21 protein-coding genes, 1 tRNA gene and 1 pseudogene are annotated in these 25,411 nt (G+C 69.0%); 7 read left to right on the forward strand and 16 right to left on the reverse strand.

Annotation, left to right across the window (positions count from 1 at the left end; all coding sequences use genetic code 11):
• Window positions 1-95 precede the first annotated feature (95 nt).
• From ACF1B9_RS34680 to ACF1B9_RS34695, 4 genes are read right to left on the reverse strand one after another with little or no spacing between them, the layout of a single operon-like run.
• Window positions 96-917 carry an SDR family NAD(P)-dependent oxidoreductase gene (locus ACF1B9_RS34680; RefSeq protein WP_391746531.1) on the reverse strand — a complete coding sequence of 274 codons (822 nt, stop codon included), beginning with the start codon at window positions 915-917 and terminating at the stop codon, window positions 96-98.
• A gap of 35 nt (window positions 918-952) precedes the next feature.
• Entirely contained in the window at window positions 953-2,407 is a 1,455-nt protein-coding gene (locus ACF1B9_RS34685) for a hypothetical protein (RefSeq protein WP_391795968.1), read from the reverse strand.
• A gap of 55 nt (window positions 2,408-2,462) precedes the next feature.
• Window positions 2,463-3,107 carry a guanylate kinase gene (locus ACF1B9_RS34690; RefSeq protein ID WP_391746529.1) on the reverse strand — a complete coding sequence of 215 codons (645 nt, stop codon included), beginning with the start codon at window positions 3,105-3,107 and terminating at the stop codon, window positions 2,463-2,465.
• Window positions 3,104-3,736, reverse strand: coding sequence for an AAA family ATPase (locus tag ACF1B9_RS34695; protein WP_391746528.1), 633 nt, complete (start codon window positions 3,734-3,736; stop codon window positions 3,104-3,106). Before ACF1B9_RS34695 ends, ACF1B9_RS34690 begins: the two co-directional genes overlap by 4 nt.
• Before the next feature lie 362 nt (window positions 3,737-4,098).
• Between ACF1B9_RS34695 and ACF1B9_RS34700 the strand changes: the two genes are divergently transcribed.
• From ACF1B9_RS34700 to ACF1B9_RS34710, 3 genes are all read left to right on the forward strand, one after another.
• Window positions 4,099-4,572: an ATP-binding protein gene (locus ACF1B9_RS34700; RefSeq protein ID WP_391746527.1), complete on the forward strand. Its 474-nt coding sequence runs from the start codon at window positions 4,099-4,101 to the stop codon at window positions 4,570-4,572.
• A gap of 242 nt (window positions 4,573-4,814) precedes the next feature.
• On the forward strand, window positions 4,815-6,413 hold the full coding sequence (locus ACF1B9_RS34705) for a serine/threonine-protein kinase (protein WP_391746526.1): 1,599 nt from the start codon (window positions 4,815-4,817) through the stop codon (window positions 6,411-6,413).
• Window positions 6,414-6,458: 45 nt separating this feature from the next.
• Entirely contained in the window at window positions 6,459-8,606 is a 2,148-nt protein-coding gene (locus tag ACF1B9_RS34710; RefSeq protein ID WP_391746525.1) for a UvrD-helicase domain-containing protein, read from the forward strand.
• A gap of 256 nt (window positions 8,607-8,862) precedes the next feature.
• Here the strand turns inward: ACF1B9_RS34710 and rbsD are convergent, their stop codons facing one another.
• From rbsD to ACF1B9_RS34735, 5 genes are read right to left on the reverse strand one after another with little or no spacing between them, the layout of a single operon-like run.
• On the reverse strand, window positions 8,863-9,252 hold the full coding sequence (gene rbsD, locus ACF1B9_RS34715; RefSeq protein WP_391746524.1) for a D-ribose pyranase: 390 nt from the start codon (window positions 9,250-9,252) through the stop codon (window positions 8,863-8,865).
• The gene (locus tag ACF1B9_RS34720; protein WP_391746532.1) at window positions 9,249-10,172 is read right to left on the reverse strand and encodes a ribokinase; all 924 of its coding nucleotides are present in this window, start codon (window positions 10,170-10,172) and stop codon (window positions 9,249-9,251) included. The genes rbsD and ACF1B9_RS34720 overlap by 4 nt, the downstream gene beginning before the upstream one ends.
• A gap of 40 nt (window positions 10,173-10,212) precedes the next feature.
• Window positions 10,213-12,186, reverse strand: coding sequence for a substrate-binding domain-containing protein (locus tag ACF1B9_RS34725; RefSeq protein WP_391746523.1), 1,974 nt, complete (start codon window positions 12,184-12,186; stop codon window positions 10,213-10,215).
• Window positions 12,176-13,750 carry a sugar ABC transporter ATP-binding protein gene (locus tag ACF1B9_RS34730; RefSeq protein ID WP_391746522.1) on the reverse strand — a complete coding sequence of 525 codons (1,575 nt, stop codon included), beginning with the start codon at window positions 13,748-13,750 and terminating at the stop codon, window positions 12,176-12,178. Before ACF1B9_RS34730 ends, ACF1B9_RS34725 begins: the two co-directional genes overlap by 11 nt.
• Complete coding sequence (locus ACF1B9_RS34735; RefSeq protein WP_391746521.1) at window positions 13,747-14,763, reverse strand: LacI family DNA-binding transcriptional regulator; 1,017 nt, start codon at window positions 14,761-14,763, stop codon at window positions 13,747-13,749. Before ACF1B9_RS34735 ends, ACF1B9_RS34730 begins: the two co-directional genes overlap by 4 nt.
• A gap of 308 nt (window positions 14,764-15,071) precedes the next feature.
• Between ACF1B9_RS34735 and ACF1B9_RS34740 the strand changes: the two genes are divergently transcribed.
• Window positions 15,072-15,275: a hypothetical protein gene (locus ACF1B9_RS34740; protein WP_391746520.1), complete on the forward strand. Its 204-nt coding sequence runs from the start codon at window positions 15,072-15,074 to the stop codon at window positions 15,273-15,275.
• Between the two features lie 304 nt (window positions 15,276-15,579).
• Here the strand turns inward: ACF1B9_RS34740 and ACF1B9_RS34745 are convergent, their stop codons facing one another.
• Window positions 15,580-17,697, reverse strand: a complete 2,118-nt coding sequence (locus ACF1B9_RS34745; RefSeq protein WP_391746519.1) for a PQQ-dependent sugar dehydrogenase — start codon at window positions 17,695-17,697, stop codon at window positions 15,580-15,582.
• A gap of 63 nt (window positions 17,698-17,760) precedes the next feature.
• A complete protein-coding gene (locus tag ACF1B9_RS34750) occupies window positions 17,761-18,723 on the reverse strand; it encodes a hypothetical protein (protein WP_391746518.1) in 963 nt (320 codons plus the stop codon).
• Between the two features lie 431 nt (window positions 18,724-19,154).
• On the opposite strand from ACF1B9_RS34750, the gene ACF1B9_RS34755 reads away from it, so the two are divergent.
• The 3 genes and pseudogenes from ACF1B9_RS34755 (at window position 19,155) to ACF1B9_RS34765 (ending at window position 21,264) form a co-directional block, all read left to right on the forward strand.
• Window positions 19,155-19,331, forward strand: coding sequence for a hypothetical protein (locus ACF1B9_RS34755; protein WP_391746533.1), 177 nt, complete (start codon window positions 19,155-19,157; stop codon window positions 19,329-19,331).
• Window positions 19,277-19,432, forward strand: a pseudogene (locus tag ACF1B9_RS34760) (sphingomyelin phosphodiesterase); the annotation flags it as partial. The gene ACF1B9_RS34755 and the pseudogene ACF1B9_RS34760, both read left to right, overlap by 55 nt.
• A gap of 371 nt (window positions 19,433-19,803) precedes the next feature.
• Complete coding sequence (locus tag ACF1B9_RS34765; RefSeq protein ID WP_391746517.1) at window positions 19,804-21,264, forward strand: amino acid permease; 1,461 nt, start codon at window positions 19,804-19,806, stop codon at window positions 21,262-21,264.
• Between the two features lie 33 nt (window positions 21,265-21,297).
• Here the strand turns inward: ACF1B9_RS34765 and ACF1B9_RS34770 are convergent, their stop codons facing one another.
• The 5 genes from ACF1B9_RS34770 to ACF1B9_RS34790 form a co-directional block, all read right to left on the reverse strand.
• Window positions 21,298-22,500 carry a hypothetical protein gene (locus ACF1B9_RS34770; protein ID WP_391746516.1) on the reverse strand — a complete coding sequence of 401 codons (1,203 nt, stop codon included), beginning with the start codon at window positions 22,498-22,500 and terminating at the stop codon, window positions 21,298-21,300.
• A gap of 48 nt (window positions 22,501-22,548) precedes the next feature.
• On the reverse strand, window positions 22,549-22,671 hold the full coding sequence (locus ACF1B9_RS34775; RefSeq protein ID WP_391746515.1) for a hypothetical protein: 123 nt from the start codon (window positions 22,669-22,671) through the stop codon (window positions 22,549-22,551).
• 52 nt (window positions 22,672-22,723) lie between these two features.
• Window positions 22,724-23,494 carry an SWIM zinc finger domain-containing protein gene (locus tag ACF1B9_RS34780; RefSeq protein WP_391746514.1) on the reverse strand — a complete coding sequence of 257 codons (771 nt, stop codon included), beginning with the start codon at window positions 23,492-23,494 and terminating at the stop codon, window positions 22,724-22,726.
• A 259-nt stretch (window positions 23,495-23,753) separates the two neighbouring features.
• Window positions 23,754-23,838: transfer RNA gene (locus ACF1B9_RS34785), tRNA-Leu, on the reverse strand.
• Window positions 23,839-24,213: 375 nt separating this feature from the next.
• A complete protein-coding gene (locus ACF1B9_RS34790) occupies window positions 24,214-25,365 on the reverse strand; it encodes a sugar phosphate isomerase/epimerase family protein (RefSeq protein ID WP_391746513.1) in 1,152 nt (383 codons plus the stop codon).
• Window positions 25,366-25,411 lie beyond the last annotated feature (46 nt).

A 25,411-nucleotide genomic window follows, 5' to 3' on the forward strand; every position in this document is an offset into this window, starting at 1 on the left:
CAGCAGATACCACCTGCCCACACCCAGCCACCAGCCCAAAGCGGACGCAGAAATCGATCAGGAGATCACTCTCGAACCACCTCGGCGGATTGAGGCTAAGCCCTCCCGAGCCCCGCCTGCGGCTGGCCGCCATCGACCGGGATGTGGGCGCCGTTGACGGCTCCGGAGGCCGGGGAGAGGAGGAAGGCGATGACCCGGGCGACTTCATCGGCGTTCAGCAGGCGTCCGTTGGGGTTGCGTTCCGCGTAGGCCTCGTACGCCGCTGGGTCACGCCGGCGCAGGCGGTCCCAGCTCTTGCCTGGAAGGAGGATCGAGCCGGGGCTGACTGTGTTGACCCTGACCCCGTAGGGGGCGAGTTCCTGGCACAGGGCACCGGCCAGGTAGATCTCGGAAGCCTTGGCTGCCCCGTACTGGGCAGGAAAGCGGGGCTTCCAGCCCGAGATGGAGGCGACGATCACCACCGAGCCCCCCGGACGCAGGCTGTCCAGCGCCGATCGTACGGTACGCACGGCGTGACCACCGTTCAGTTCCCAGGTCGTCTGCCAGTCCTCGCGGGTCGAGTCGAGGAGCCCGCTGCCACGCTTGCCGCCGATGTTGGCGACCAGGCCGTCGAGGCCGCCGAGTTCGTGGCCGGCCTGTCGGGTGAAGTCCTCCAGTTCGTCCGGGGCCAGGACATCCACAGCTCCCGTGACGACTTGGGCGTCGAAGTCTCTCCGCAGTTCGGAGGACGCACGGGCAAGAGTGTCTGCATCGCGGCCGCAGATCGCGACGGATGCCCCCTCGGCTGCGAGGACGCGGGTGACCGCGTAACCCAGTCCCCTGCTGCCGCCGGTCACCAGGAACGACTTGCCCCGCAGCCCGTACGTGACAGCCGGTGCTGCCGCCACCCGCTCTTCGGACTCTTCGCGCTCTTGCATGGATGCCACTGTGCCACCAGGCCGCCGGCAGACGCTCAGCGCACCAGCTTGCGGATGACGATGCCGACGATGAGCGTGGTGAACAGCATGCCCGCGACCGTGAACGAAACAGCCAGTGCAGACCATCCGGCGGTCTTGAGCTCCGACGGCATGCCGGTACCAACATTCAGCCACAGCGCGAGGGCCAGGACCAAGGACCTTCCCGCAACGGTGACATCCGACAACCCTCGGCCCGGTTCGCGTACCGCGCCCGACAGATGGAGTACCACGCCCGTCAGGAAGACCCCCACCGCCAATACACGTGCCGGGTTCCGCGCGCGCACTCCCCAGCCGAGGACGCCGCCGAGGATGCCCCGCCCGATGGCACGCCGTATCGGCGGCAGAGCGCTCGCCTCGCGTTGCCGCGCCAGGTAGTAGAGCTCGTCGACCTCCCTGTTCCGGTTCCTTCTGACCAGCGCGGATCGTACGGACTCCAGTGCCGCGGCGGTGACTTCGGTGAAGGAACGCTCCAGAAACAACGTGATCTGGCGGCCGTTACGGAAGACCTCGCCGGCGAGCTCCATGTCACCGATGCTGGAGGATTCGTCGAGGCTGTACCGGGAGCTGCCGGACGGAAGACCGAGCGTGCCCGTCACCGAGGAGCCGTACAGGCTGATGACCGAGGAATTCTGAGACCCCGAACTCAGGGACGCCACATTCGTGTTGCGAAAGGTGAGGTGGGCCGTCGGGGCGCTCTGCCCGCTGTGCGCGCTCTCGCACAGACCGAGGTTGCGTACCTCCACGGGCCCTCGGACTGTGCTGTTGCTGATCGTGCTGTCCCCGGAGGGAATCACCAGTCCGTTCACTCGCACCGTCTCGCTGCACCGCAGCCCGTTCGCTCGCAACGGCTCATCCAGTCGCACACGCCGCAGGGTGAGCTCGGGTGTCTCGACCTCGTCGAGATCGAGTGCGGACAGCCAGAGGTCGTCGAACGTAATGTCCTCACGGGCGCGCAGCCCCCGGACTACCAAGCGCGGCCGTCCCAGGCGGCCGCCGGTGGCCTGGCTGCGGACCACAAGCGAGGACACGCGCGTGTTGCTGATCTGCACCGGCCCGCGCACGGCATTGATCTGTGCGAGCTCCTCCACCCGAAGGCGCTCCAGCCGGGTGGTGGTGCACGAGTGCAAGGCGAGGAAGTCCAGTGAGGTGTCGATGACCGTGACCTCGCAGCCCATCGATGCGTTACGGATCGTCAGGCGGCCGATCCTGGAATTGACCACCAGGAGCGCGTCCGCTTCCACGTGGTCGACGACCAATTCGTCGATGTGACAGGACCGCACGGTCAGCGCCCCGTCGATGCTGACACGGTCGAGCGAGACGCGGTCGGCCGAGACGGTGTCCAGCAGTAGGTCGGTGGTGACCTCGTCCTGGCGCAGATGCACACTTCGGTCGCTGACCGTGCGCTGGCGACCGATTCTCGCCAGGTCCTCGACCGTCCGGACAACTCCCACCGGCATCCCCCTGCTACTTGTGGCCGTTGATGTCGTTGTGTGTGCGCCTACGTACTCAATCCCAGCGCGTGCTCTCGCTCCGGTGGGCCACGTCTCCGACCGGACCGAGTCCAAGAGCCGTGAGTAGTTGTTCCGTACTGAGGACATCCGGCGACTCGACGAGTGCGCAAGCGATCTGCTTGGCCGTCATAGCCGGATCCGTACGGTCCGTACGTACCACCAGATCGAACAGGTCGCGTACATCGGATTCGAGAATGTCCTGAGCCGTCTCGTCCCAAGCGGCGAGGCGCTTCGGCGTGTCGGTATCTCCCCGCTCGCCGGACCGTTCCTGGCACACGTTCCTGGGCACCCAGAGGAGGACGCGCAGCCATGAGGTCGCCCGAGTCCGGTCCAGCAGGGTGCGCATGTCGGCGACGTTGCCGATGTGCGTGACCGGGACCAGGCCCTGCTCTTGCGGTTGGGTGAGGGAGAGGTGGTCGACGGCGTAGATGTTGCCGTAGCGAGGGGTCTCCACGACGATTCTGCCCCGGTGCCGCAGATCATCGAGTTCCTCGGCGGTGACGAACCGGTATCCGGCTGACCGGCCCGTGCCGTGCTTGAGCTTGGTGACTGACTGGAACCGTGAGTCGGCGGAGCAGAGGGCTGCCGTCACCGTGTCCTTGCCGGCAGTGGGCGGCCCGTACAGGACGACTGCGCTCACGCGTCCCCCAGAAGCCGTTGCGCGATGGACTCGACCTGCTCTGCCAGAGGACGTGAGGCGCCGATGCGGTTGTCAATCACGTGGTGAGATGTCACCGGCCTCAGGCCGATGTCGATGCCGCTCGTGTACATCGGCCAGTGCGTCAGCTTCCACGTGTCGCGTGAGGCATTCCGCGAGATCAGCCGGTCCCGCATCGACTCCAGGTCACTGTCCACCCACAGCGTCTCGAAGCGTGCGCCCGTTCTGCCGCAACGGCGTGCCACCCGGGACGTCCACTGTGCGTCGGCAGCCTCGGCCAGGAAGGGCGCCACGGCGACCACGGAGGTACCGCACTCGAGGTTTTCCCAGACGGCCTTCATGAGGCACGCATACTCCAGCGGCCTGGCATGCTCCAGATAGGTGGGGCTGTGGCGGTCGTCCGGGTCACCGCCCAACGCCTGCAACAGCCGCTCGGTCATTGGACGGCTGATGGTGTCCTTGTCGAGCATGGCCCACCCCGTCGCCGCCGCCAGCAGCTTGCCGGCCTCGGACTTGCCCGAACCGGCATAACCGGCGACGAGAGCAAGGGTGATGGTGCTCGTGCCTAACGCAGTGATCACTCTGTCCGCCCCCGAAACGACTTTGAACAACTGGACTCAGCTTAGAGGCGGATGGAGGTTTGCGGTGCTCAGACTTTCCGCATATCGATGCCGAACCAGATGCTGAGTGAAGCCATGCCGGGCAGCCGACCCGACGGCGTCAGCGGGTGACGACGGAACTGTCCAGTACAGGTCGGTGCGTTGCCGCCATCGCTCGCGGCCGGGCTTGCCGGGCGGCATGGTAGTGATCCGCGAGGAGGGCGTGAACAATCCCTCCGCGTCCCCGTCTCGTCCTGCGTCATCGCCACCGCCTGTCCCACGTACGTACAAGCCGGACGCACGCCACGTACAGCCAACCCGCGACGGCGCGTCACCCCTGGTCACGCTACGCCACCAAGCGACAACGTGGAGCCATGACCAGCAATCCACCACTCCCCGTTCGGCCCATCCGCACCACCCAACCCCGCCTCCCCTGGCACCACTTCACGATGCGCTTCAGCTCCACCCCACGCGGCGCCCGCCTCGCCCGCCGCCTGGCCGGCGAGCGGCTCGACGCCTGGGGCATCCCGTACGGCAGCGATGCGCACGACACACTGACGCTGATCGTCGCGGAGCTGAGCGCGAACGCCATTCGCCACGGCCACGTGCCCGGACGCGACTTCCGCCTCCGCCTGTCCGCCGAGGGCACGGCTGTGCGCGTGGAGGTCACCGACACCCGAGGCGAACGCCTCCCCGCCCTCACCGAACCGGTACCGGACGACCAGGACGGCGGCCGGGGCCTGCTCCTGGTCGCCGCCCTCACGGACCGCTGGGGCTGGTACCCCTGCACGGACGGCCCCGGCAAGACGGTCTGGGCAGTGTGCGCTGTGGAGGCTCCATCACCGTAGGTCAGCAGAACCGGCAGGCCGCCGCCAGCATCGCTGGCTACCGGGGCCCCACCCCGGGCGGATACGCTCCAGCCCCTTGCGGACGGGGCGCAACCGGGCGTGGCCGGAAAGCGGCGCCCCGGAATCCTCGGGGCCGCCGCCGCTGGACTGAAGATCGCCCTACCAGGGACACTTGCCCTCCACCACGTCGAAAGCCGGTCCAGCAGTGCACACCGGCCAGCACACGCACACACGGGGGCAATGTGCCGCAGCAGCAGCCGATCGCGGGTCGGTACGAGCTTCTGGAGCCGCTCGACAACGGCGGCATGGGGGACGTGTGGCGCGGATACGACGCCGTGCTCGACCGGCCCGTCGCCGTGAAGCTGATCCGGCAGCAGGCCGTCGTCGGCTCGCCGCAGCTGGCGGAGGAGTTCGCCAAGCGCTTCCGCCGTGAGGCCCGCATCACCGCGCGGATCCAGCACCCCGGCGTGCCGCAGGTGTACGACGCGGTGCTCGACGACACGTACGAGCGGCTGTTCCTGGTCATGGAGCTGGTGGACGGGGTTTCGCTGTCCGCGTACATCCACCCGGAGCGGCTGCTCCCGGTCAGTTGGGCGGTGGCCGTGGCGGCGCAGGTGGCCACCGTACTGTCGTACGCGCACGAGGTGCCGGTGATCCACCGCGACCTCAAGCCCAGTAACGTCCTGGTCGCCCGCGACGGAACGGTGAAGGTCCTCGACTTCGGGATCGCGGCCATCCTTCGGACCGATGTCACCAAGCTGACCGCGACCGGCAGCCCCATCGGCACCTACCAGTACATGGCGCCCGAGCAGGTACGCGGCGGGCGGACCTCCCCACAGACCGATCTGTACGCGCTGGGCTGTGTGCTGCACGAACTGCTCAGCGGACGCCTGCTGTTCACGGCGGACAGCGAGTACATGGTGATGCACCAGCACGTCAACGCCGCCCCCACCCCGCTGCGGACGCTGCGCCCCGACGTGCCGAAGGAGCTGGAGGACCTCGTCCTGCAGCTGCTGCTCAAGGCGCCGGAGGCGCGGCCGGCCGATGTGCAGGAGGTGTACGAGCGGTTGCGGCCGTTCCTGCCGCCGCCCGGCCGGATACCCGGGCCCGGTGAAGCCGGACCGGCGGGGGCGCCGGACCCGACCGGGATCTTCCGCCACCCGTACGCGCCGCGTGCCCGTGCGGGGGCGGCCCGGTCCACGCCCGCGGCAGTCGACCCGAACGAAGGGCAGGCCGCGCCCGGTCCCGTTCCCGTACCCGCGCAGTTGCGTGCGGAGATCGACGAGGCGTACGCGCACTCCGACGCGCTCCTGGACGAGGAGCGGTTCGCGCAGGCCGCCGAGGTGCTCGGAGAGATCATCGAACCGGCCGCACGCGGGCTCGGCGCGGAGAGCCGGAAGGTCCTGGAGCTGCGGACCCGTCGGGCCGCGATCCAACTGCTCGGCGGAGATTACAGGGCTGCTCTGCCCGAGTTCGACGCGCTGGCGGACGCGTACGCGCGCACCGGCGGCCCCACCGGCGAGTCGGCGCGCGCCTGTCGTGCCCAGGCCGCACGCTGCCGCGCCGAGCTCGGCCAGGTCACCGACGCGCTCGCCGCGCTGCGTGGTCTCCTCGACGTCGTGCGGACCGTCGACAGCGACCTCAGCGAGGAAGCCGTCGAGCTGCGCCGCGACATCGGGATGCTGCTGCTCGCCCAGGGTCAGGCGGCCGAGGCTCATCGGATTCTTCGGCCGCTGCACGACGACCTGTGTCTGGTCTTCGGGCCCGGCGACGAGATGACCGAAGAGGTCGGCGAGGCGCTGGCTCTGATCGGTCTCGACCTCGACGGGCCGGCCGCCTGACCCCCCTCGTCAATCCTCAGTTCGCTTCCCCGGAGAGTCCGCCCCATGCCCCACCTCGCGTTCGACATCGGTTTCTGCGCCCAGCTCGGTAAGCTTCAGGGCAGCGTGAAGCAGGGGGTGTTCGATGCCTGGGAGAAGTTCGAACGCCTCACCCTGGACCAGCTGTTCAAGGATCCCGGGCTGAAGCTGGAGAGCTTGAAACGCGCGCGTGATCCTCATATCCGGACCATCCGGATCGACCAGGGGACGCGTGGTGTCGTCCTCGCTCCCGACAGCGGTGACACGTACGTCCTGCTCCGCGTGATGCCGCACGACAAGGCGATCGACTGGGCCATCAAGCAGAAGGCCAGCATCAATACGGTGACCCGGGCCGTCGAGATCCGCGACATCGCGATGCTCGACGAGCTCACCCCCGCGTATGAGCGCATCGCTCCCGCTCCCGACCGGCGGTTGTTCGCGAAGGTGTCCGACGGGGACCTGACGGCGCTCGGCATCGACGAAACCACCTTGCGCCAGGCCCGCGCCCTCACCGACCTCGAACAACTGGAGGTCTTCGCACCGTACTTCCCGCAGGACCAGCGGGAAGTCCTCGAATACCTCGCCGCGGGCTTCACCGTGGAGGAGGTGTGGCGGGACGTGGTGTCCGTCAGTCTCTCCGCCGCACCCGACGACACCACGCCCGTGGACACCGGCGACTTCGCCGCCGCCATCCACCGCACCCGTACCCGGATCGCGCTCGTCACCGCGTCCGAGGAGCTGCGTGACATCCTCGACAAGCCGTTCGCAGCCTGGCGGGTCTTCTTGCACCCCTCCCAGCACAAGGTCGCCTACCGGGCCTCGTACTCCGGGCCCGCACAGGTCACCGGCGGTCCCGGGACCGGGAAGACCGTGGTCGCGCTGCACCGGGTGCGCCATCTGCTGGGCTACCTGCGTGAGGGTGACCGCATCCTGCTGACCACGTACACCAATGCGCTGGTGGGCGCACTGCGGGCTGGGCTCGCCACCCTGGTGGAGGACGAGACGCTGCGTGACCGGGTGGACATCATGACCGTCGACGCGTTCGCGGGCCGCATCGTGTCCACCGCGCGGCGGCCGCTGCGGGGCGGTGAGGAGGAGACGCGGTGGACGCAGGCCGCGCAGGTCACCGGGTTCACCGGCACCGCGCAGTTCCTCGCGCAGGAGTACAAGCATGTCGTTCTCGCGCAGAATCTGCGGACGCTGAAGGAGTACGAGGACTGCGAGCGGCGCGGACGCGGCAGCGCGCTGCCCGCCTCGACCCGCGCGCTGGTGTGGCGCACGATCGAGGAGTTCACCGGGCGGCTCAGCGCCGACGGGCTCCGCACTTACCTCGGCACGTGCGCGGAGGCCGCGGATCTGCTGGAGACCAATGGCCCGCGATACCGGCATGTGGTCGTCGACGAGGCGCAGGATCTGCACCCCGCGCAGTGGCGGCTGTTGCGTGCGGCGGCCCCGGCGCGCCCCGACGACCTGTTCATAGCGGGCGACCCGCATCAGCGCATCTACGACTCGAAGGTGTCGCTGAAGGCGGTCGGGATCAAGGTCACCGGCCGGTCGACGAAGATGCGCAAGAACTACCGTTCCACGCACGAGATCCTCAGTTGGTCCACCGCGCTGCTCGTCGGCCGACCCTTCGAGCAGCTGGCGGACGACGCGGCGAACGAGACGCTGTTGGGCTACCGCTCGGCCCTGCACGGCAAGGGGCCCGAGGCGCGAGGGGCGGAATCGGAGGAAGCCGAGCTGGACGCGCTCGTCGCGCGCGTACGTGACTGGCTCGACAGCGGGATCGCTCCGGGTGAGATCGGGGTGAGCGCCCGGTTCAACAAGAACTGCGACAAGGCGGCGCAGCGGCTCAAGGACGCGGGCATCCCTGCCACACGCCTGCGGGGCGATGTCCCGTCCGGCGCGGACGCCGTTCAGGTCGGCACGATGCACTCCTTCAAGGGGCTGGAGTTCCGTTGCGTGGCGGTCATCGGTGTGAGCGACGGTGCGCTGCCGTACCCGCGTGCGGTGACCCCGGCCGAGATCGACCGGCTCCAGCACGAGTCGGACCTGCTGGCGGAACGCTGCCTGCTGTTCGTGGCATGCACGCGGGCCCGGGACGGGCTGCATGTGTCGTGGTCGGGCACGCCGAGCGAGTTCCTGATGGAGGCCGGGGTGTGTCAGGCCTCATAGGAGGGAGGACCGGGCCCGGAGTGCGTTGCAGCGCCATGGCATCCGTATTCCCGCGTCCGCATCGGTTCTTCTGACGCGCCGCTGCGGCATGGCCGGGCCAAGCCGGCATCTGCCTCGACGCATACGCCCGATGGGCCGCATCCAGGAGAGAGATACGGCCCATCGGCTGTGCGGATTGCGCCGTGGTCCGGTCGGCGGCGGCGGTCGTGGGCAGAGCCGTCGTTCGTGCTTCCCGCGTCCGAGGGCCCGGCCTTCGTCAGAAGAAGACCCCGCAGCGCAGCAGCACGTTCGCGTACGGCCGCGCCTCCCCGGTCCGTACCACCAGCCGGGCGCCGGCCGACAGCACCTTGAGTGCGTCGTGCGCTACGTGGGCGAGTTCCGGGAGGCGCTCGTCCAGGAGCCGGGCGGTCTCCGGGTTGGCCTTCCGGACCTCGTGCGCCGCCGTCGCGCCCTCCACCACCAGTTCGTCCAACAGCCCGTCGAGCACGTCGGCGAACGACGGGACACCGGCCCGGAAGGCCAGGTCGACAACCTTGGGGCCGGCCGGAATGGGCATGCCCACATCGCAGATCAGTACCCCGTCGCCGTGGCCCAACTCCGCGAGCGCCCCGGCGAGATGGCGGTTGAGGATTCCCTTCTTCTTCACGGCGCGGAGACTTCCTCCGCGGTCGGGAACGACGCCTGCGCGCCTTGTCTGGTGACGGCCGCCGCGCCCACCCTGACGGCGAACGCGGCAGCTTCGGTGAGCTCCTCGCCCAGGCCCAGGCGCCAGGCCAGAGCGGCGGTGAACGCGTCGCCCGCCCCCGTCGTGTCCACGGCCTCGACCTCGGGGCTCGGGACGGTGACGAACGCACCCGTACGGCTGTCGGCGACGAGCGCGCCTTGTGCCCCCAGCGTGACCACGACCGACCGCGGACCGGACTTGAGCAGCGCGCGCGCCCACTCCTGAGCCGTGCTGCCCGCCGCTTCTCCCAGTATGTAGCGCGCCTCGTGCTCATTGACCACCAACGGGTCGCAGACGGCGAGCACGGAGTCGGGCAGGGGCGCGGGCGGGGACGGGTTCAGTACCAGCCGGGTGCCGGGTGACATCGCACCCGCCACCTCGGCGACGGTGTCCAGCGGGATCTCCAGCTGCACGGAGACGACCCGGGCCGCCTCGAAGAGGGGCCCGGCCTCCCGGACGTCGTCGGGGGTCAGCCGGCCGTTGGCCCCGGGCGACACCACGATGCTGTTGTCGCCCGAGGGGTCCACGGTGATCAGCGCGACTCCGGTCGGTGCCCCGCCAACGAGGACGCCACTCGTGTCGACTCCCGCCGCCCGCTGCGAGTCCAGCAGCAGGCGGCCGTGGGCGTCGTCGCCGACCCGGGCCAGCAGGGCGGTGCGGGCCCCGAGACGGGCGGCGGCGACCGCCTGGTTCCCGCCCTTGCCGCCCGGGTGGACGGTCAGATCGGAGCCGAGCACGGTCTCACCGGCGGCGGGGCGGCGTTCGACACCGATGACCAGGTCGGCATTGGCCGAACCCACGACCAGCAGGTCGTACCGGTCGTGGTGGTCGTTCTCGTGCATCATTCCTGCTTTCCGTGGTCGGACAGTGCTCAGGTCCCGCTCAGGAGAAGTCGGCGACGTTCTTCTCGGTGACGACCTTGACCGGCACCTTCACCGTGCTCTCGACCTTCTTGCCCTCGGCGGCCTTCACCGCGTTCTGCACGGCGATCTTGCCCAGTTCCCTCGGCTGCTGAGCCACGGAGGCGTACAGCGTGCCTGCCGCGACCGCCTTCAGGCCGTCCGGGGTTCCGTCGAATCCGACGACGGACACGGACGTTCCCGCCTTGGCGCCGAGTGCCTTGACCGCGCCGAGCGCCATCTCGTCGTTCTCGGCGAAGACACCGGTGACGTCGGGGTGGGACTGGAGCAGGTTGGTCATGACGTCCAGACCCTTGGTGCGGTCGAAGTCCGCGGGCTGCTTGGCCACGACCTTGATGCCGGGGTACGCCTTCAGCCCTTCGGCGAAGCCCGCGCCGCGCTCCCGGCTGGCCGAGGTGCCCGCGGTGCCCTGCAGGATGACGATGTCGCCCTTGCCACCGAGCTTGTCGGCCAGCGTCTTCGCCGCGAGCTTGCCTCCCGCGACGTTGTCGGAGGCCACCAGCGTCGCGGTCTTCGCTTTGTTGACGCCTCGGTCCGCGGCGATCACCGGGATGTCCGCCTGGTCGGCGCTCCGGACGGCGGGGCCCGCCGCGTCGGAGTCCACCGGGTTCACGATGATGGACTTGACTCCGGAGCTGGTGAAGTTCTGCAGCTGGTTGGCCTGTTGCGACGCGTCGTTCTGCGCGTCGGTGACGGTGAGGTCGACCCCGTCCGCCTTCGCCTGCGCCTGCGCACCCGCCTTCATCTGGACGAAGAACGGGTTGTTGAGCGTGGAGAGCGACATGCCCACCTTGGTGTTCCCGCCGGAGGAGCCATGGTTGAAGTACGACACCCCGCCCACGACGACGGCCACACAGAGCGCGGCGATCCCGAACTTCACCGCCCCCGCTCCCTTGCGGCCGGATCCCGGTGAGCCCGGGGCGCCGGAGGAACCGGTCGAGGTGGCGGCCTTGGCCCCGGCCTTGCGGCGCAGCGTGTCCAGCAGCACCGCGAGGGCGATGACCACACCGATGACGACCTGCTGCCAGAAGGCGGAGACGGACAGGAGGTTGAGTCCGTTGCGCAGCACGGCGAGGATGAGCGCGCCGATCAGGGTGCCGGACGCCTTGCCGACTCCGCCGGCCAGGCTGGCGCCGCCGATGACGACCGCGGCGATCGCGTCGAGCTCGTACCCCTGCGCGGCCTGCGGCTGGGCGGAGGTCAGACGGGACGCGAGGACGATGCCCGCGACCGCGGCGAAGAGCCCGGACAGGGCGTAGATGGCCAGCTTCTGGCGCTTGACGCGCAGTCCGGAGAGGCGGGCCGCCTCCTCGTTGCCGCCGATCGCGTACATCGAGCGGCCGATGTAGGTACGGGCCAGGATCAGTGCCGTGATGAGGCCCATCGCGACCATGACGAGGACCGGGACGGGCAGCCAGCCGCCGAGCGTGTCACCGAGGACGGAGACCGAGTCGGGGAAGGCGATCGGGCTGCCCTGGGAGATGACCAGGGACAGACCGCGCGCGATGGAGAGCATGGCCAGTGTCGCGATGAACGGCGGCAGTTTGCCGTACGAGACGAGGGCGCCGTTGACGAAGCCGCAGGCGATGCCCGTGGCGACGGCCAGGACGACCGCCAGCCAGACGGGCACGCCTTGTGAGGTCGCCGACCAGGCCAGCACGGTCGCGGAGAGCGCGGCGACCGAGCCCACGGACAGGTCGATGCCCGCTGAGACGATGACGAAGGTGACGCCGAACGCGAGGATCGCGGTGACAGCGGCCTGTACACCGACGTTCAGCAGGTTCTGGGTGGTGAGGAAGTCGCCGGAGAGCAGCGACATCGCCACCAGCAGGACGACCAGGGCGCTGAGGGCGCCGTTGTCGAGCAGGAGGCGGCGGATCGTGCGTCCTGCGGCGCCACTCGCGCCCGAATCGCTCTTGAGCGTGTCAGTGGCCACGGGGGCTCTCCTCTTCGTTCACAGCCGGCGTCGTTGCCGGAGTTGTTGCGGGAGTTGTTGCGGAAGTCGTTGTGGGGGCCGCGCTGACGGCGAGCGCCATCACCGCGTCCTGGGTCGCTTCGTGCGCGGGGAGTTCCCCGGCGATGCGGCCCTGGGCCATGACCAGCACCCGGTCGCTCATGCCGAGGACTTCGGGCAGGTCGCTGGAGATCATCAGAACGGCGTGGCCGGAGGCCGTCAGCTCGTTGATGAGCTGGTAGATCTCGACCTTGGCGCCGACGTCGATGCCGCGCGTGGGTTCGTCGAGGATCAGCACCCGGGTGTCGGCGAGCAGCCACTTGCCGATGACGACCTTCTGCTGGTTGCCGCCGGAGAGAGTGCGGACGTGCTGGCCGAGGCCCGCCATCCGTACCCCGAGCTGTTCGGCGATCCGGGCGGCGGCCGTGCGCTGTCCCTTGAGGTCCACGAGCCCGGAGCGGCTCGCCGAGCGCAGGGTGACCAGACCGAGGTTCTCCTGCACGGAGGCATCGAGCACCAGCCCCTGGGCCTTGCGGTCCTCGGGCACGAGACCTATCCCGGCGCCCATGGCCGCGGGCACGTCGTACTTGGCCAGCCGCCGGCCCCGTACGTCGACGGTGCCCGCGTCATAGGGGTCCGCGCCGAACACCGCACGCGCGACCTCGGTGCGTCCGGCGCCGACGAGACCGGCGAGGCCGACGACCTCGCCCTCCCGCACGTCGAAGCTGACGTCGTGGAAGACGCCGTTGCGGGTCAGCCCGCGCACGGCGAGCAGGGGGTCTCCCGCTTGCGGGCGCTCCCTCGGGTACTGCTGCTCGATGCTGCGTCCCACCATGAGCTGTACGAGCTTCGCCTCGGGGGTCGAGGCGGGTACCTGGTCGATGCTGCGGCCGTCGCGCAGCACCGTGACCCGGTCGCCGAGCACCGCGATCTCTTCGAGGTGGTGGGTGATGAAGATGATGCCCACGCCCTCTTCGCGCAGCTGCCGCACGATCCGGAAGAGCTTCTCGACCTCCTCGGACGTGAGTACCGCCGTCGGCTCGTCCATGATCAGCACGCGTGCTTCGAGGCTGAGCGCCTTGGCGATCTCCACCATCTGCAGCCGGGCGATGCCCAGTTCGCGCACCTTGGCCTTCGGCGAGACATGCAGGCCGACACGGTGCAGCAACACCTCGGCGTCCGCCTCCATGCGGCGCCGGTCGATCATCCCGAGGCGGCGCGGCTGCCGGCCGAGGAAGATGTTCTCGGCGACGGTGAGATCGGGTACCAGGTTGAACTCCTGGTAGATCGTGGCGATTCCGAGCCGTTCGGCGTCCTGTGCCCCGTGGATGCGGACCTCACGCCCCTGAGCGAAGATCCGGCCGCTGTCGGGGCGGTAGGCACCGGAGAGCATCTTGATGAGGGTGCTCTTCCCCGCTCCGTTCTCACCGAGCAGGACATGCACTTCGCCGCTCCGCAGGTCGAAGTCGACGCTGTCGAGGGCGACCACGCCGGGAAAGGTCTTGCGTACGCCTTCGATGCGCAGCAACTCGTCCTGGGTGCTCACAGGCTGCTCCTCCGGTTCGAAGCGTGTTCGCCGCAGGAACTGCGTACGACGAGACGGGCGGGAAGGGTCACGGACTGCGGGGTCCGTCCCTCGATGAGGTCGACCAGCGCGCGCACGGCGGAGCGGCCGAGCTCTCCGGTCGGTTGGGCGATCGCCGTGATCGGAGGGGCGGTGTGCACGAACCACGGGATGTCGTCGAAGGCCGCCAGCCCGATGTCCTGCGGAACGCTCAGCCCGTGCGCGCGGATCGCGTCCAGCGCGCCGAGCGCCATCAGGTTGTCGGCGGCGAACACGACCTCGGGCGGTTCGGGAAGGGCCAGGAAGCGTTCGGTGACGCGGCGCCCGCTGTCCGCCCGGAAGTCGCCCTGGCCGATGTAGGCGTCGGGCAGCGCGAGCCCGTGCTCGCGCAGCGCCTCGCGGAAGGCGTCGACCCGCTCGTTGCCCGTGGTGGTGGCTGCCGGACCCGCGATGATGGCGAGCCTGCGGTGACCGAGACGGTGCAGGTGGGCGACCAGGTCCCGGATGGCGTCGCGGCCGTCGGCGCGCACCACGGGGACGTCCACGCCCTCGATCCAGCGGTCCACGAAGACCATCGGCGTGCCGCTGTCGCCCGGCCCCGGCATGATCGGGGAGCTTCCGTCGGCCGGGGAGACGAGGAGTCCGTCGATCCTGCGGTCGAGGAGCGTCCGGACGTGATGTTCCTGCAGCTCGGGCCGTTCGTCGGCGTTCCCGATGATGACGCTGTAGCCGAGCGCGCGGGCCTCTTCCTCGACGAAGCGGGCCAGTTCGGTGAAGTACGGGTTGAGTACGTCACTGATGACCAGGCCTAGGGTGCGCGTCTGATCGGTGCGCAGCGACCGGGCCACGGCGTTGGGCCGGTATCCGAGGGAGTCGACAGCGGCGAGGACGCGTCTGCGCGCGTCGGGGCTGACGGAGGGATGGCTGTTGAGAACGCGGGAGACCGTGGCGACGGACACTCCCGCCTCGGCCGCGACATCCTTGATGCTCGCCATTTCCGGACCACCTCCTTGTGGTTTCCGTAGGCCTCGAAACCAGCAGCTCAGAGCCGTGGAATCGATTACAACGATGATTGGAAACGATTACATGGCTGAAAACAAGCCCCTTTGGAACGTCCGAGACCGGATCGTGACCAAAGGGGGGCGCGTCACGCGTAGCCTCTGCCACGCGGCGTCGAGTACGCCGGCTCCACTGCCCGCGAGGCAGAAGAAACCGGAGGCGGGGCGGGGCGGGGCGGGCGAGAGCCCGCCTGCCGCGCGACGCCCTCACCCCGTTCCACCACGCCCGGAGTCCGATCGTGCACGTGCCCATCGATGAAGAGGACACCCGTAAAGTCCAGACGGCAGTCGCGCGCTCTCCAGCCGCCGATGAACCTGTATATCCGCCGATGAACTCGGCCGATTTCGACCGTTTCATCCGGGTTTACCCCATGCGGGAGTTCTCCTGTGGCACGCTTCTGGGCGGATGCGGCAAGAAGCTGTCTGCCCGCGAATACCGCGACAAGTAGTGCCACTTCTCGCACATCGCCTCGGGCCACTGCCGGCGTACTGCAACGAACGAGACCAGTGCCGACCACCTGTACATCGGTCGTGCCCTCGACGAACTTTGCCAATGACTCCGCCGAAGCCTGGCGATCCGGGGCCACGGTCCGCCGTTCGGATCTGTCGCGGCGGTCGCACTGCAACCTGTCGAAACGGCCTCTGCCGGGTCACGGGTTTCCACGACTCGGTCTCTCTCGATCTGGCAGGCCACGACATGGTCTTGGACGATGTGCGGGAGCGGGCCGATGGTGTCGGCCCACTCCCGCGAGGTCAGTCGTCGGCCGGAGTGCCCGTCACCTTCAGGTGACGGATGCGGCCCGTGTTGTCGAAGGATCCGAAGCCCACCCGCCCCGAGGCGAAGACCGGGTCGGTGGCGGTGATCAGGGGGTTGCGGCTGCCGTCCAGGTAGACGGCGGTCTCACCGGTGTCGGCACAGTGGGTGAGACGCACCTTGTGCCATCCCTCGTCCTTGATCGCCGGAGGTGCGCCGAGGGTGCCGTTCCACTGGTCGTCGATGCGCAGCCGGTCGGCGTCGTCGACGGTGAACATACCGTTGTGCGGATAGATGCTGTTGTCGCTCGACAGGTGCGCGTACTGGTAACGAGTGTCCGACTGGTAGTCCCAGATGAGAATGACGTCACGATTGGTGATCTCGACCGGGGTGTCGATCCGTACCTCCGCCTCGACGGTGACGGAGGAGTAGCGCGGGCCCGCGGTCAGGACGGCGTACTCGAAGGGGCGCCGCGGTCCCGGGTGGGCGACGCCCGGCTCGGTCAGGATCGTCTCGCGTTCGGTGTAGGCCCACTTGGCCGGGGTGACCGGCTCCCAGACGTCGGGGCCGGTGGTGTGGGTGGTGGGGGTGTTGCCGACCTCGCAGTCGGCGAAGGTGCGGGTCCCGGTCACCTTCCAGACCTTGCCGTTGGCCTTCGAGACGATGTACAGACCGCCGCTGCGGTCGGAGCCGAAGCGCAGGTCGACACGTTGGTCCCCGGCGAGGTCGCGCATGGTGACCGTCTTCCCGGTGGACTTGTCGAAGAGCATCAGTTGCTCAAGCGGCGCGAGCCCGGCGCCGCGGCGCATGTCGCGGGTGTCCGCGGCCAGGATCCGGCCGTCCACGAGATCGCCGAAGATGTACTTTCCGCGCAGCGCCGGCGCGTCCTTGCCGCGGTAGACGGAGCCTCCGGCGATGGCGCGGCCCACGTCGGACCGGCAGTTCCAGTCGGGTCCCGGGTCGTGGTCGTAGGCGGCGACCGGGTAGGTGTAGCCGTACTGGGCGTCGTCGGCGGGGAGAGGAAGGATACGGGCGCACGGGTCGGTGGCCTCCTTGTCGAACACGAAGGGGCCCTCGCGCTCGCTCCAGCCGAAGTTGTCACCGGCCTTGACCTCGTACACCGACTCGATGGCGTGCTCACCGATGTGACCGAGATACATACGGTGACTGCCGCCCGTGTCCCAGCTGAAACGGTGCGGGTCCCGCATGCCTATGGCGTAGATCTCCCCGAGGGAACCGGGCTCACCGACGAACGGGTTGGACGCGGGGATGCCGTACCGGCCGTTGGCGCTGTCACGACCTGCGGGGTCGATCCGCAGAAGTTTGCCGTGCGGGAGTGTCAGGTTCTGCGGCTCACTGTTGCCGACTCCCTGCCCTCCGTCGCCCACCGCGAGATAGAGAAGGCCGTAGTCCTCGTCGTGGGGCTTCGCCGTCGGGTTGAAGTCGATCTGCTGAATGCCGTGGACCTGGCCGGAGAAGCCGATCCGCAGCACCTCGCGACGGGTGCCGTGGAAGACGGCCGCGGAGGGGTCGTCGGCGGTCCACTCGGTGACGATGCCGTGATATGTGAGTGTGCCCGCCTGCTGGTAGTCGGGGATCTCGGTGGCCTGCGAGGCGAGTTCGGTGTGGACGGTGTAGAACCGCCCGTTCGCTGCGAACTCCGGGTGGAATGCGGCGTACCCGAGGCCCTGGCCGAGACCGCGGCCCGAGAAGAAGTGCGGGAACGCCGCCTTGACGTCCAAGTAGGGGTGCGGGGTACCCCCGGACTTCCGCGTCGCGGCGCCGGGGTCGGTGAGATACAGGGTGCCGTTGAGGTCGGGGGTCGCCATCCGGCCCGAGCCGTCGGGAAGTTCATTGATGGTGTTGATCCGGGCATGGCGCGCCAGACGCGGATCCGTCGGCGCCGGGACAGGTTCCGACTTGGGGAACTGCGCGAACTCCTGCAGGACGAGACCTGTCCTGGACTGGACGGGCTTCTGCGGAATGGGGTCGGTCAGGGCGGCTGTCGTTGCGGCGGGCTCGTCGGCATGGGAGGGCGCGGCGAGACCGCCGACAGCGAGGGCTGCGACGGCGGCCACGGCCGCCCAGCTCTTTCGATATGTACGTCGTGAGGCCATGCGGATTCCTTCGGGCTGGCAGGACAAGGAAGTGAGGAAAGGACGATCCAAGGACGAGAACGGTCAGTGGCCCCGCGTCATGCGCCGGTATTCCGCCGCCACCGCTCCGGCCGGCACCGGGCGGTTCAGGAACAGGAGGTCGTCCATGCGGCAGTCGCAGGCATTGCTCTCCCGGGTGTTCTGGGGAAAGCTCCCGCCGATCTTGATGCCGCGGGGATCGGTGGGCGAGGCGCGGTGGGGCGCAGGCGTGGTGGCGAGTTCCCAGGGGTCGCCCGGCGTGACGTAGAACCCGTCCAGGGGCTTGCCGTCGCGGTAGAGAGCGAGGGTGCCGTCACGGAAGTCGAACGTCGCAGCCAGGTGGACCCATTCACCGCGGGGCAGCACTTCTTCCCAGGGGGCGTCGGCGGCGAAGGTCTGGGAGGCGCCGCCGTCCAGGCGCCTGCCCAGCGCGACCAGCTTCAACTCACCGTTGACCTGGATGAGTTCGAGCAACGCCCGCACCGCGTGGCCGTCAGAGGTTCCGGACAGTACGCCGGCCAGCCCGATCGCGTTGTAGCGGTCGCCCGGGTCGGCCGTGTTGGAGTTGAGGGCGGGATTGTCGCCCGTCATCTTGAACCAGCCCATGACGGTGGCGCCCCGGGCACTGTTGAAGGCCCCGAGGGACGCCATGCCCTCGGCGTCCCAGGTCCCGGCCTTCCAGTCGTCGTTGCCCGCGGTGGCCGGATTCTGCTGGCGTACTTGCAGGGCGGGCGAAGCACCCGGGTACGCCTCGTCGGCCACACGCATCGCGGAACCGCCGTTGATCAGGCTGAGCGTGGTGCCGGAACGTCCGATGTCCTGCTCGCGACCGGGGTCGGCGGGATCCGGGTGTCCGAAGTCGTACGCCGCCACGGCCTGGGCCCGCAGCGGTGTGTGAGCGGCCGAGGGGCGGGCCGCCTGGGCCGGAAACGTGGCGGCGGCCAGCGAGGCCGTCGCGGCGAGTGCGGCGACGGCGAGTGAGTAGCGTCTGGTGCGGGGCGGTGTCATTCAGCCTCCCAGCGGCAGCGAAGGGGCGCCGGCCGGGGTTTCCCGATCGACAGAAAGCGCTTTCGTCCGCGTGCAACGACCATGTAACTCCCTCGCAACAGCCCTGACAATGGGCGTGTACTCGCCAATTTTTTGGGCGCCCTTCCGCGGCGGCGCAAACCCCTCGCGCACACGGACGCAACCCGAGAGCGACCCGTCGGGACGCGACGCCGCCGGCTCGCCACGGTGTACGAGGCCATCCACGGGTGGGGGGCCTTCACACCTGTACGTCCGGAGCGTGAGCCGCACGCGTGCATCCGCACCGACCAAGGATTCGTTCGTCGGTACGCCCACGGAAACAGTCCTGGCATCCGTCGTCTACCCATGGGTAACTCCCGCTGACTGGATGTGTGTCGCCTGTGCCACCCCCATCAGCAGAAGCAGGAGACCCCGTGCCGCTCACCGCGCTCCGCCGCACCTCCGGCGTGCCCCTGTCCGCCGCGCTCGCCGCCGTCACACTGATCGCCAACGCCCCTCAGGCATCGGCGGCCGACGTCCCGTCCCTGCGGGTGCTCACGAACAGCACCGCACCGGGCACGCGAAGCCGACCGTCTGGACGAACGAGGTGATCAAGGAGCAGAGCGCGCCCTGGACCGTCTCCAGCCGGGGCACGAAGTACACGTACACGAACCTCTCCGACCACTACCCGCTGATCGCTTCCGCCCGATAGCGGATCCGAGCCCCGCGCGCCCGTCACTCCGGTCGCCCCCACCCGCTCGACGCTCCCAGTCCGCCTCGGCGATCAGGAAGTGACAGGGGCATGCTCAGCGGATCCGATCTCCGGATTGCGGTCATCGAGCCGGAAGAGCGGAACCACACGGCCACCAACTCTCCGCCACTCGGCGCATCAGAACAGACTCCTTGCATTACCGCCTAGTACCTCTGAATTACCTCAGATTTATTCCTGCGTGACGTAGGGCACTGCCAAATTCGCAGGATTCCCTGATGATGGCGTCGGGCCGTGCCACGGTGACGACGACTCCCCCCAGTCGGCCACCGCCGGGAACGCCCACCTTCCCCTCACGAAGGCGAACCCCCTCTATGAGTGACCGCACCACTGCGGCCGATACGCTCGCCGCCGCCCCACCGGCGACGAGCTCCCCCCATGTGGACGCCGGTGACGCCGGTTACAGCAAGGACCTCAAGTCCCGACACATCAACATGATCGCCATCGGCGGCGCGATCGGCACCGGCCTGTTCCTGGGCGCGGGCGGGCGGCTGGCCGGGGCGGGGCCGTCGCTCGCCCTTGCCTATGCGGTCTGTGGTGTCTTCGCCTTTTTCGTCGTCCGCGCGCTCGGCGAACTGGTCCTCTACCGGCCGTCCTCCGGTGCCTTCGTCTCGTACGCCCGTGAGTTCATGGGTGAGAAGGGCGCCTTCGCCGCCGGCTGGCTGTACTTCCTCAACTGGGCGACGACCGCTGTGGCTGACATCACAGCGGCCGCCACCTACGCGCACTTCTGGGGCATGTTCAGCGACATCCCGCAGTGGATCCTCGCCCTGATCGCCCTCGCCGTCGTGCTCACCGCCAACCTGATCTCGGTGAAGTACTTCGGTGAGATGGAGTTCTGGTTCGCGATCATCAAGGTCTCCACCCTGGTCGCGTTCTTGCTCATCGGGATCTTCCTGGTGGTGACCCAGCACCCGGTGGACGGTCACACACCCGGCTTCTCCACGATCAGCGACAGTGGTGGCATCTTCCCCGTCGGCATGCTCCCGATGCTGATGGTGATCCAGGGTGTCGTCTTCGCGTACGCCTCCGTCGAGCTGTGCGGCGTCGCCGCCGGTGAGACGAAGGATCCCGAGAAGATCATGCCCAAGGCGATCAACTCGATCATGTGGCGCGTCGGCCTCTTCTACGTCGGCTCGGTGGTGCTGCTGGCCCTCCTGCTGCCGTACACCTCGTACTCGGCGGACCAGAGCCCCTTCGTCACCGTCATGGAAAAGCTCGGTGTCCCGGGCGCGGCCGGTGTGATGAACCTGGTCGTGCTGACCGCGGCGCTCTCCAGCCTGAACTCCGGCCTGTACTCCACCGGGCGCATCCTGCGCTCCATGGCGCTGGCGGGCTCCGCGCCCAGGTTCACCGGCCGGATGAACAAGGGCCAGGTGCCCTACGGTGGCATCCTGCTGACCGCCGGTTTCGGTGTGCTCGGCGTCGTGCTCAACTACGTCATGCCGGGCCAGGCGTTCGAGATCGTCCTCAACTTCGCGTCGATCGGCATCCTCGGCACCTGGGGCATGGTCATGCTCTGCTCGCTGCTGTTCTGGCACCGCTCGCGGGACGGCCGGGTCACCCGCCCCTCGTACCAGCTGCCCTGGGCCCCCTACACGCAGATCATCACGCTGGCATTCCTCGCCGCGGTCGTCTTCCTGATGTGGTGGGGCGGCGGGGTGGGACGTACGACCGTCCTGTGCCTGCCGCTGATCGCGGCGGCGCTGGTCGGTGGCTGGTTCGTGGTCCGTGGACGGGTGAACCACCTTGCGCGGGCGCGCCAGGGCGCCTGACGTTTCCAGGCAGCGGCGACGGCCCGCGCGGGTTCATTTCCGCGCGGGTCGTTCGCGTGGATGGGGAATGCCGATCTCGTCGAAGCGACGCATGAGCGCCGGCTTGCCCCGATGGGCCTCGCGCAGGCGTCCGGCCCGCTCCTCGAAAGCGGTGACGTCGCCGGTGCGGGCGTAAACGGCGCGCAGGTCGTCCAGGAGCACGGAGGCGCGGTCGTAGGCTGCGGGCTTCTTCTGCGCGATGAGGTCCTCGACCGTGCCCCAGGTCTGCTCCGCGTTGCGGGCGATGTGGTCCAGTTGGTCGGCGCGGGCCGCCTCGGCGGCCTCGACGCGACGGCGCTCGTCCGCTTCCCGCGCTGCGCGTTCCCGCTCAAGGCGCCCGGTGCGCTGCGCATGAGCGACGTCCAGCAGGTGTGCGGCGCTGCGCCGCACTTCCGGTGCGGTGTCCTGGTTTCCCCTGACTGCTTCCCGGTAGCGGGCCAGCAGCTGTGCTCCGGGACGCGGCTCGCTGCCCATGGCGGCGCTCAGCAGCAGGGCGTCCTTCTCTGCGGCGGGGAGCTCGGCAATGAACGAGGCGAGCCGTTTCCGGTCCGCCCGGGGCGCGGTCGCGGCTGCGCTCACCTGCGCGGCTACGCTCAGCAGGTCCGGGTCGACGCGCAGGAAATCGGCCAGTGCCTGCTGCGCGCCGGTGAGCGTGCCCAGCCCGGCGGGGACTGGCGGCTCCACCTCACGCGCGTACTCCTCCTCGTCATCGTCCGCGAGATCCCAGACGCCAACTCCGGCCAGCCACGCCAGATACAGCGGCCGCAGGTCGCCTGCGGCGAGGTCGGCCCGGAGCCCGATGAACACGGACAGCGTCCAGGACGCCATGGCCTCCCAGTCCTCCTCACCTCCGTCATCCGGCTCCGGGCAGAAGTCCAGCAGCGTGTGCCCGTTGCGGGTATGGACGCTCAGCGACTCGTCCAGCGCGTAGACCGATGCTGTCTTCGCAGGGAGCACGGCGGCGGGCAGACGCAGCAGGAGCCGGCGGCTGCCCCAGTTGGCGAAGTACAGGTGGGCGTCGTAGAGCTCCTCGACCAGTTTCGTCGTATCCCCACGGAAGTCGCCCCAGTGGTACTCGTTGACGAACCGGGTCGTCGTGATGTCCGCCCGGGTCGACAGGGCCCGCACCTGCGCCGTCTCGGCCTTGCTCAGTGGACGGTCCACAGCCAGAAACTCGTAGTACTGGTACTCACTCACGTTCCGGAGCCTACCGAACACCGTTGGTGTGCCGGGAGGGCGTCGTCTTCATAGTCCGTGCTGGTCGAGCAGCCGCATCAGGTTCCGCTTGCGCTTCTGACCGGCACGCAAGGCGGCGAGGTGCGCGGCGAAGTCGTCCGGGGTGCCCAGGCGGCGGTGGCAGTCACGCATGCTCAGAAGCAGGCTGGTCAGCTGGTCGTAGACCGCGTTGCCGGTCTGCTTCTCAAGGGGTTCGGCCAGGCGCCGGTAAACGCCCAGCGCTTCGGCGGGGCGGGTGGTTCGGGCCTGGGACTTCGGCGAGAGCGGCCCCGACCTGGCCGAGGTGCCCGTCGGAGTCGTCGATCGCGTCCTGCACCTCGGCCAGCAGCCGCATCGCCTCCCGGGACAGGGAGATCGCGTTCTCGGCCCGCCCGGTGGCGGTCAGAGCGGCGACGGCGGACACGGCCTGCGCGGCCTGCTCGCCAAAGGCGCGGGCATCGGCGTACTCGACGTATCCGTACCGGGCGAATCGGCCGATGTCGAGGAGTTCGCGCATCCGGGCGCGGACTTCGGCGAGGTCTCCGCGGGCGCTCGTCGCACGCAACTCCAAGCGGCGGCGCACCTGCCGGTCCTCGGCGATCTGCTCCTGTACGAGTGCGAGCAACTCGTCCCTGGAGAGCTTGGCCAGCCATGCGTCCAGGACCTGAGCGCGGCTGCGGGCCCGGGTACTCTGCCGCGGCAGACTCTCCGACCGGGCGAGCGCGGTCAGGCCGAGCGCGACCAGGTGCTTGCAGAAGTTGCCCTCCATGCCGTACGGGCAGTCGCACTCCCCGGTGAGCCCTTCAGGCTCGTCGAGTGACAACTCCACCTCGTAGGCGTCCGTCCCGTGGACCGTGGCAGTGATCCAGCCGTCGCCGATCTCCAGGGCGGTCACGGCGTCCAGATAGCCCTGGGCCCGCTGATATGAACGCGGCCCGGCCAGTACCCGCAGATCCGCCTCCGTGAAGCGATCCATGATCCTCCCCGCCTTCGCCTCCCACGTCGGTCCTCGAACCTACCGCGAGGAGCACGGGGTGGCCCTGGCCGACTCGGCCTCCACTGCGGACCGCCGAGGGCACGGGTTCGGCCGGCGGAGCATGGAGCGGCAGGCGTCGAACAGGCTCAGGAAGCCGGCGCCGGAGTGAAGTGGTCCACGATGCGCGGGTGGTTGTCACGCCATCGCCCAGAAAAGCAGAAAACCCCACACGAAGTGGGGTTTCAACTGGTTGATCCGGTGTCCGAGGGGGGACTTGAACCCCCACGCCCGATAAAGGGCACTAGCACCTCAAGCTAGCGCGTCTGCCATTCCGCCACCCGGACTAGGTGATCGGCCCCGGTCTCCCGCGGCGACAGAGAAAACAATACCAGGGGTTTGGGGTGCCCCTCACCTGCATATTCGATGGTCAGTGGGGGTGGTGGGCGCAGGGAAGCCGTTGGCCTGGCGGTGCGTACGATCTGTCGTCATTCGTGCACGTGCGGTACGTCCGGCGGATCGCCGGGCGGCGTCCGGCCACCGCGAAGACCGGCCCCGGGGTTGGTCGCGCAGGCCGGGGTGCCGGTCAGGCACCGTACGCGCCTCGTGACGGCCGTGGAGCGTACGGTGCCTGACGTCACCGGGCGGGCGTTCGCTCTCTTCCCCGGTCGTCAGGAAATCGGGGTGAGGCGCGGGCCGCCCCTCCGGCGGCGCCGATCGTCCTACTTGCGCAGCGCGGCCAGGTTGTCGTAGCCGATCCGCGCATGGTTCAGGGACTGCGCCGGGACGGTCGAGCTCGGTGCGTTGTCCTGCTCGACCATCGGGTTGTGGTAGTTCTTCGCCCCGACGCGGCGGAAGAACGTCCGGTAGTCGATGTCCCCGGTGCCGAAGGGGACCATGTCGTAGCCCTCTCCGCTGGTGGTGTTGACGATGCCGTCCTTGGCGTGGAACAGCGGGTAGCGCTTGGTGTTGCAGCGGACCAGTGCCGCCGGGTCGAAGATGTTCTCCTGCTGCGACCCGTCGTGCGCGGTGTAGGTGTGGAACTTGTACTGGGCGACGTGCGCCCAGTAGATGTCCATCTCCAGCCAAACGGTCTTCGGGTCGGTGGCCTGGAGGAAGTGTTCGAGCTTGCGGATGCCGGAGCTGCGGGTGGGGCGGCCCTGGGCGTCCCGCGGACCGCCGTCGAGCAGGAAGCCGTAGGCCGCGTCGTGGTTGTGGGTGTACAGCTTGATGCCGGCGCCCTGAGCGATCCGGCCCAGCGTGTTCCACTTGTCGGCGGCCACGTCCCAGTCGGCGCGGTACGCGCTACCGGTGGGGTCGCCGCCGGTGCCCATGTGCTCCATGCCGAGGATCTTCGCTATTTCGAGGTGGCGCTTGAACTGGTCCAGATCGCTCTGGCTCAGCGGCCAGGACGACGGGATGAAGCCGTGGTTGCCCTGGGCGCGCAGACCGTACTCGTCCAGCCACGAGCGCAGCAGCTTCGCGCCCTCCACCGATTCGAGGTTGCTTCCGCCGGGTGCGTTGGCGTGCTGGCCGTACCCGGCGAACTCGACCTGCCGGTAGCCGTATCGGGCCAGCTCCCTGAAGACCTCACGGAAGCCCGAGGGAAGGTCGGTGGTGAGCGGATCCCGGCCCGTGGCGTCGCGCACGGTGTACAGGATGATTCCTCGCTTCGCCGCCGGGATCAGCGCCTGGCCGACGCCCTGCCCCTTGCCGGATGCGGTCTGGGCGAGGGCCGGCGACGCGCCGAAGGCGGGCGCGGCGATCGCCGCTGTCGCGGCGGCCGTGCAGGTGCTCAGAAAGCGGCGGCGGCTGACGCCGAGGCTGCGGCGCAGGGCGCCGTCCGTTCCGGATTCGTCGTTGTACGCGGTCACGGTCTCTCTCTTTCTCGAAGATGCCCGAAACGCTGTGCACGGACCG

It is taken from the genome of Streptomyces sp. NPDC014727, from assembly GCF_043083485.1.
GTDB lineage: Bacteria > Actinomycetota > Actinomycetes > Streptomycetales > Streptomycetaceae > Streptomyces.

Coding starts and splice junctions, on each gene's coding strand:
- ACF1B9_RS34780 (WP_391746514.1), bottom strand. CDS start 23,494: ATGGATCGCTTCACGGAGGCGGATCTGCGGGTACTGGCCGGGCCGCGT.
- ACF1B9_RS34680 (WP_391746531.1), bottom strand. CDS start 917: ATGCAAGAGCGCGAAGAGTCCGAAGAGCGGGTGGCGGCAGCACCGGCT.
- ACF1B9_RS34735 (WP_391746521.1), bottom strand. CDS start 14,763: ATGGCGAGCATCAAGGATGTCGCGGCCGAGGCGGGAGTGTCCGTCGCC.
- ACF1B9_RS34720 (WP_391746532.1), bottom strand. CDS start 10,172: ATGCACGAGAACGACCACCACGACCGGTACGACCTGCTGGTCGTGGGT.
- ACF1B9_RS34765 (WP_391746517.1), top strand. CDS start 19,804: ATGAGTGACCGCACCACTGCGGCCGATACGCTCGCCGCCGCCCCACCG.
- ACF1B9_RS34750 (WP_391746518.1), bottom strand. CDS start 18,723: ATGACACCGCCCCGCACCAGACGCTACTCACTCGCCGTCGCCGCACTC.
- ACF1B9_RS34775 (WP_391746515.1), bottom strand. CDS start 22,671: ATGCGTGACTGCCACCGCCGCCTGGGCACCCCGGACGACTTCGCCGCG.
- ACF1B9_RS34745 (WP_391746519.1), bottom strand. CDS start 17,697: ATGGCCTCACGACGTACATATCGAAAGAGCTGGGCGGCCGTGGCCGCC.
- ACF1B9_RS34700 (WP_391746527.1), top strand. CDS start 4,099: ATGACCAGCAATCCACCACTCCCCGTTCGGCCCATCCGCACCACCCAA.
- ACF1B9_RS34710 (WP_391746525.1), top strand. CDS start 6,459: ATGCCCCACCTCGCGTTCGACATCGGTTTCTGCGCCCAGCTCGGTAAG.